Annotated in this window: 4 protein-coding genes; all 4 read left to right on the forward strand. The window is 62.2% G+C overall.

Annotated elements, in window-relative coordinates:
- Positions 1–1,137, forward strand: a 1,137-nt coding sequence (locus ACILSL_RS27235) for a TolC family protein (protein WP_395735222.1), incomplete at its 5' end; no start/stop codon positions are given.
- A 17-nt stretch (positions 1,138–1,154) separates the two neighbouring features.
- On the forward strand, positions 1,155–1,676 hold the full coding sequence (locus ACILSL_RS27240) for a hypothetical protein (RefSeq protein ID WP_395735223.1): 522 nt from the start codon (positions 1,155–1,157) through the stop codon (positions 1,674–1,676).
- A gap of 107 nt (positions 1,677–1,783) precedes the next feature.
- Positions 1,784–2,821 carry an efflux RND transporter periplasmic adaptor subunit gene (locus ACILSL_RS27245; protein WP_395735224.1) on the forward strand — a complete coding sequence of 346 codons (1,038 nt, stop codon included), beginning with the start codon at positions 1,784–1,786 and terminating at the stop codon, positions 2,819–2,821.
- A gap of 49 nt (positions 2,822–2,870) precedes the next feature.
- Positions 2,871–3,841 (forward strand): efflux RND transporter permease subunit (locus ACILSL_RS27250; protein WP_395735225.1); only part of this gene is annotated, 971 nt, incomplete at its 3' end.

The raw sequence follows: 3,841 nt of genomic DNA on the forward strand, positions 1-3,841 counted from the left end.
GTTTGGGCGGCGCCCACGCTCAAGCAAGCCGTTGAAGCCGCCTGGCAGCGACAGCCGGAGCTTCGTTCTTTCGACCAGCGTAAAGCCGAAGCGGACGCCAAGCGCGATGCCGCCTCAAGCTGGCTCGCCGATTCACCCAGCCTGTCCATCGGCCATCGAACCGACCGCATGAACCGCAACAGCGGTGCACGCGAATGGGAGGCTGACCTGGGCTTGCCGCTCAAGACACCGGGCATTCGGGCCGCCCTGACAGCCACCGCTGAAAGTGAAGGCGCCCTGAACCTTGCTCGCGTCGAAGCGGCCCGTCTGCGTGTCGCAGGTGAAGTTCGCGATCTTTGGTGGGACGTAAGGCTCGCCACCAATGAGCGCGATCTGGCTGTACGCAAGGCTGAGGACGCCAAGCAGCTAGCCATGGAGGTCGACCGACGTGTCAAGGCGGGTGATCTGGCTTTGGTGGATCTCAACCAGGCTCGCGCGACTGCACACCAGGCCGATGCAACCCGACTGGAGCAGGAAGCAAAGCTGCGCCGTGCCTTGAGGCTGTTCCAGGCAATGACAGGCCTGACCGACCCTGGTGCTGACGTCGAAGTGGCCAGCCCGAGCGGCCCATCCCACGCTGAAATCACACTGGCCGAGCTCACTGTAAATGCACAGCGGGCGCGCTACTCGGAAGCCACGCGTGTCACTGCGGATGCGCCGGAACTCACCGTGGGCTCACGGCGTGAACGTGGACTCTTTGGTGAAGCGTTCGAGTCTTCGCTCTTTGTCGGGGTACGCATTCCATTTCCCACCAAGTCCCGCAATGCGCCGCGCATCGCTGCGGCCGGGGCGGAACTTGCGGAAGCGGAGGCACAGGCTGCTCTCCTGAAGGATCGGGTTCAAGCGACCACTGATTCTGCTGAAGGCGACCTGAAGCAGGCATCGGAAATCGTGCGCCTGGCGGATCAGCGTGCTGTTCTGGCACGCGATACCCATACCCGGCTGGCCAAGGCCTTCCAGCTTGGCGAGATCGATCTCGTCACGCGGCTGCGTGCCGAAGCCGAGCGCTTCGATGCCGAGTTGTCTCTATCCCGCGCGCGTCTCGAAGAAGGCCGTGCTGTCTCCCGCCTCAATCAAGCCAAAGGATTGCTCCCATGAAGTTGTTTGTTTCCTGCATGTTGATGCTCTTGGCCCTGGGCGCGCAGCCCGCCATGGCTGGCCCGGGTCACGACCATGGTGATGCTGCCCCTGCAGCATCCGGTGCTCCCACGTCTCCCCGTTTCGAAGCGCACTCGGATCTGTTCGAGGTTGTCGGCGTGGTCAATGGCAGCAGCCTGTCTTTGACGATAGATCGTTTTGCCACCAATGAACCGGTTCCCAACGCAAAGGTAGAACTTGAAAGCGGCGCGTTCAAAGGCATCGGCAAATTCAGTGCCGAGCATGCCGACTATGACTTTGAAGGTCTGTCCTTCACCAAGCCCGGCACCTATCCCATCAGCCTGACCATCACGGCGGGTGATGAGGTGGACATCCTCGCCGGCAATCTCGTCATCCCTGATCCGGAAGCCGGTCATGTGGATGCCAAGAAATCCACGCCGGCATGGTGGATCTGGGCTGCAGGGGCTGCGCTCCTGGCGGGTGTTGCCTTCGTCTTCTTCTTGAGCAGGCGCCGTCGCACGGCGCCCTATGGAGCCTGATCATGAGATCCCATTCATCGATATTGAAAGTGGGCAGGTCAGCCGGTGCAGCACGTCCCGGTGTCCTTGCCGCAGCACTGTTGTCCCTCCTGGTTTCCGCAGTCACCGTGGCACCCGTTGCCCAGGCTGGGCCCGGGCACGACCATGGCGATGCCGCACCGGTTGCCGGTGGCAATTCTCCCAAGCGCCAGCCGGACGGCAGCGTGTTTCTGCCCAAGTCCGCACAGCGTCAGCTGCAGGTCCGCACCACCATCGTCAAGGCGGAGGAGCTCCCCAAGGTCGTTGAACTGACTGCACGCGTCGTGGCAGATCCGAATGCCGGCGGCAAGGTGCAACCCACCGTTTCGGGCCGCATTGAACCCGGCCCCAAGGGTCTTCCGTCCTTGGGCGCTAAGGTCGCCAAGGGAGAGGTATTGGCTTATGTCCGCGCTGCCGAGTCCGCCACCCCTGAGCTCAAGGTCAACTTGGAGCAGGCCAAGCGGAAGCTGGCCAGGCTTGAACAACTGGACGGCGTCGTGCCTCAGCGTGAAATTGAGTCCGTCCGGATCGAAGTGCAAAGCCTGACGGAACGACTCTCATCGGGTGGCGGCAGCTATGTCGCTCGCGAACCGTTGGTGGCACCCGTTGCCGGTGTCATTGCGGCTGCAAGCGTGGTGGCCGGTCAGGTCGTGGAACCTCGTGAACTCTTGTTCGAGATCGTGGATCCTGCGCGCTTGCAGATTGAGGCGTCCGGATTTGACATGGCACTCTCAGCCAACATCGAGTCCGCAAGTGCCTCTGGCACACCTGGGCAAAGCATCCCGCTCCGCTTCATGGGGTCCGGTACTGTATTGCGCGATGGTGCATTGCCCATCGTCTTCCGCACCGAGGGAAACAAGCCGGTTGAACTGGCCGTGGGTCAGCCGCTGAAGGTACTGGCGAAGACCCGCACCAAGCTCAAGGGACATGCGGTCCCCGCATCTGCTGTGCTCAAGAATCCGAGCAACCAGGACATCGTCTGGACCCACACCAGCGCTGAGCGTTTCGAGCCCCGCACGATCCGCTGGGCGGCGCTGGATGGTGCCAATGTGGCCGTGCTGGATGGCCTGGCTGATGGTGCCCGCGTTGTGGTGCAAGGCGCTGCCTTGCTCAATCAAGTGCGCTGAGGCCCGCCATGAATTGCTACTTCTTCGCACCTGATGGAGGGCCACGCTGATGTTCGCCTGGCTACTCGACAGCAGCCTTAGAAATCGTCTCGCCGTCGTCGTCATGTCGGTGGTGATGATGGTCTATGGCGCCTGGACGCTCACCCGCATGCCGGTTGACGTCTTCCCCAACCTTAACAAGCCTACCGTCACGGTCATGACCGAAGCCGGCGGCATGGCACCCGAGGAGGTGGAGCAGCTCATCACCTTCCCGATTGAAACCACCATGAACGGCATGCCCGGGGTGGAGAGCGTTCGCTCCGTTTCCAGCGTGGGCTTGAGCTTCGTCTACATCACCTTCGACTGGTCGACGGACATCTACCGGGCACGGCAGATGGTGGGCGAACGTCTTGCCCTGGTGAGAGAGCAACTGCCCCAAGGCGTCGATCACGCCGCCATGGGGCCGGTCTCCTCGATCATGGGTGAAATCATGCTGTTGGCGCTGCCCATCGACACAAGCAAGACCACGTCGATGGCAGTACGTGAGTACGCGGACTATGTGCTGCGTCCACGGCTGCTCACCATCCCCGGTATCGCGCAGGTGATTCCCATCGGGGGCGAAGTGCGCCAGTTCCAGGTGCAACCGGATACGGCCCGCATGGCCGCTCTGGGCGTCACCGTGGAGCAGATCGAAGAAGCATTGCGCGGCTTCTCCGCCAATACCAGCGGCGGCTTCCTGGAACTCAACTCCCGGGAGTACCTGATCCGCAATATTGGGCGCACCTCAAGGCTTGAAGATCTTCAGCGCTTGGCTGTCACGGTGAAGAATGGCCGAGCCATCCTGCTCAAACAGGTGGCGGATGTCGGCTTTGCGCCGGCCATCAAACGCGGTGATGCCGGCTTCAACGGCCAGCCCGCCGTAATCCTCGGCATCCAGAAGCAACCTGACGCGGATACGGTCAAGCTCACGAAGTCGGTGGAAACAGCGCTGACGGATCTGGCGAAGTCGCTGCCAGCAGGCATCAAGGCGCCTCAAGTGAC

Origin of the sequence: Prosthecobacter sp., from assembly GCF_044222345.1 — a bacterium.
In the GTDB taxonomy this organism is placed as follows: domain Bacteria; phylum Verrucomicrobiota; class Verrucomicrobiia; order Verrucomicrobiales; family Verrucomicrobiaceae; genus Prosthecobacter.